Raw genomic sequence first — 2,330 nt, 5'->3', positions numbered from 1 at the left:
CGCCCCGGTTTGCAGTATCCACAGAATGCCCTCCAGGCAGGCGCGATTCGGCGTCCATGGCCGGCCGCGATGGTCCCGTCGACGTTTCGGCTCGGGCAACAACGGCGCAATCAGATCCCATTGCTCCACGGTTAGCAGCTTCTGCCGGTTCTTCATAGCAGAAGCTCAACACTCCAACCGCCTCAAAAGTAAGTACCTCGCTTGAGGCCGAACCCATTTATGAAACACGCTCTAGTAAACTAGAGGGTTCCTTTCGTTTCTTTTAACGGAGACACCGAGGAGGCCCCCTATGGCATCGATCATTTTACCGGCAGCACCATCCGAATCGCGGGCGGGGCGGTTTGGCGTTTATGGCGGGCGCTACGTGCCCGAGACGCTGATGGCGGCGCTGGTCGAGCTCGAGCGCGAATACGATCTGGCCAGAGCCGATGCCGCGTTTCAGGCCGAACTGGGCGCGCTGCTCAAGGACTATGCCGGGCGGCCGACGCCTCTCTACTATTGCAAACGGCTGACGGAGCAGTTGGGCGGGGCAAAAATCTACCTCAAGCGCGAAGACCTGCTGCACACCGGCGCGCACAAGATCAACAACGCGCTTGGCCAGGGCCTGCTCGCCAAACGCATGGGCAAAAAGCGCGTGATCGCCGAGACCGGCGCGGGGCAGCACGGCGTGGCCACGGCGACAGTCTGCGCGCTGCTGGGCCTGGAATGCGTGGTCTACATGGGCGATGTGGACATGGAGCGCCAGGAGTTGAATGTGCTTCGCATGCGACTGCTCGGCGCGGAGGTGCGAGGGGTTTCGTCGGGGTCGAAGACGCTCAAAGACGCCATCAGCGAGGCGATGCGCGACTGGGTCACCAACGTCAGGACGACCTATTATCTGCTCGGCTCGGCGCTGGGCGCGCATCCTTATCCGACGATGGTGCGCGACTTCCAGCTTGTGATCGGTCGCGAGATCAAAGAGCAAGTCCTGGAAAAAGAAGGGAGGCTGCCCAACGCAGTGGTCGCATGCGTCGGCGGTGGATCGAACGCCATCGGCGCGTTTCATGCGTTTATCCCCGACCGCGAGGTTCGACTGATCGGCGTCGAGGCCGGCGGATGCGGCACCGAGCTTGGCCAACACGCGGCGCGTTTTCGCGGCGGAGAGCCGGGCGTGTTGCAGGGGACCTATTCGTATGTTCTGCAGGATGAGAATGGGCAGATCGCGCTCACACACTCGGTCTCGGCGGGGCTCGACTATGCCTCGATCGGCCCGGAGCATGCGGCGCTGCACGACTCGGGGCGGGCTGAATATGTCGCGCAAGATGATGCGGCGGCTCTGGACGCGGTGGTGAAGCTGGCGCGGACGGAAGGGATTTTGCCGGCGCTTGAAAGCGCGCATGCCGTGGCCGAGGCGCTCAAGATTGCACCGGCGATGGCGGCCCATGAAATACTGGTGGTGAACCTCTCAGGACGCGGCGACAAGGATATGGGAATCCTGGCGCGGGAGTTGAAGCTAGGGACTTAGGGACTGAGGGACTGAGGGACTAGGGACTAGGGAACAGACAGAACCAGAAGCGATGGCGATACGATTTGATCACAAACCGGGCCTGGTGGTTTATCTGACGGCGGGCGATCCCAGCCTCGATGCCACGCGCGCCATCGCCATTGCGGCCATCGACGCCGGGGCGGATGTGATCGAGTTGGGCGTGCCCTTCAGCGATCCGCTGGCCGATGGGCCGGTGATCCAGCGAGCAATGGAGCGGGCGGTCGCGCGCGGCGTGAGCCTCAAAGATGTGATCGCGCTGGCCGCGGAGATTCGCGCGGCGAGGCCCGAGGCTGGCCTGGTGATCTTCACTTATCTGAATCCGATTTTGCGTTTTGGATTGCGCATTTTTGCCGATGCCGCCAAGGCTGCCGGCTCCGATGCCGTGCTGGTGACCGACATGATCGTCGAGGAGGCTGGCGAGTATCTGGCCGAGATGGCGCGCGTGGAGCTTGCGCCGATCTTTCTGGCCGCGCCCACCAGTCCCGATGAACGGCTAGAGGCCATCGCCGCGCACTCAAAGGGTTTCATTTACGCCATCTCGCGCGTGGGCATCACGGGCACGCAGCAGAGCCTGACCGGCGACGCCGAGTCTCTGGTGGCGCGCATCAGGCGATGGAGCCGGCTGCCGGTGGCCGTGGGGTTCGGCATCTCGAATAGCGAACACGTCGCGCAGGTGGCGGAGTTTGCGGATGCCGCGGTGATTGGCAGCGCGATTGTCGAGCTTGTGGAGCGCACTTCCGCCGCTGAAGGCGAGGAAGCTGCGGCCCACGCGGTGTCTCGATTTATCAAGGGCCTGCGCTTGCCC

The 2,330-nt window shown here is 63.3% G+C and carries 3 protein-coding genes; 2 read left to right on the top strand and 1 reads right to left on the bottom strand.

Annotated elements, in window-relative coordinates; genetic code table 11:
• On the bottom strand, positions 1 to 156 hold a 156-nt coding region (locus tag AC1P6P_RS14580), incomplete at its 3' end, for a transposase (protein WP_481403168.1).
• 133 nt (positions 157 to 289) lie between these two features.
• Here AC1P6P_RS14580 and trpB point away from each other — a divergent pair.
• Both trpB and trpA read left to right on the top strand, forming a co-directional pair.
• Positions 290 to 1,504 (top strand): tryptophan synthase subunit beta, encoded by a 1,215-nt coding sequence (gene trpB / locus AC1P6P_RS14575; RefSeq protein WP_481403167.1) that lies wholly within the window; start codon positions 290 to 292, stop codon positions 1,502 to 1,504.
• 52 nt (positions 1,505 to 1,556) lie between these two features.
• Positions 1,557 to 2,330 (top strand): tryptophan synthase subunit alpha (trpA, locus tag AC1P6P_RS14570; protein WP_481403166.1); only part of this gene is annotated, 774 nt, incomplete at its 3' end.

This window comes from Rhizomicrobium sp., from assembly GCF_056722145.1.
Note: the sequence above shows the minus strand (reverse complement) of the source record. Positions and strands in the feature narration are given on the sequence as shown.

What these genes read in the sequence shown, in the direction of transcription:
- trpB (WP_481403167.1), top strand. Translation starts at nt 290, where the DNA reads ATGGCATCGATCATTTTACCGGCAGCACCATCCGAATCGCGGGCGGGG.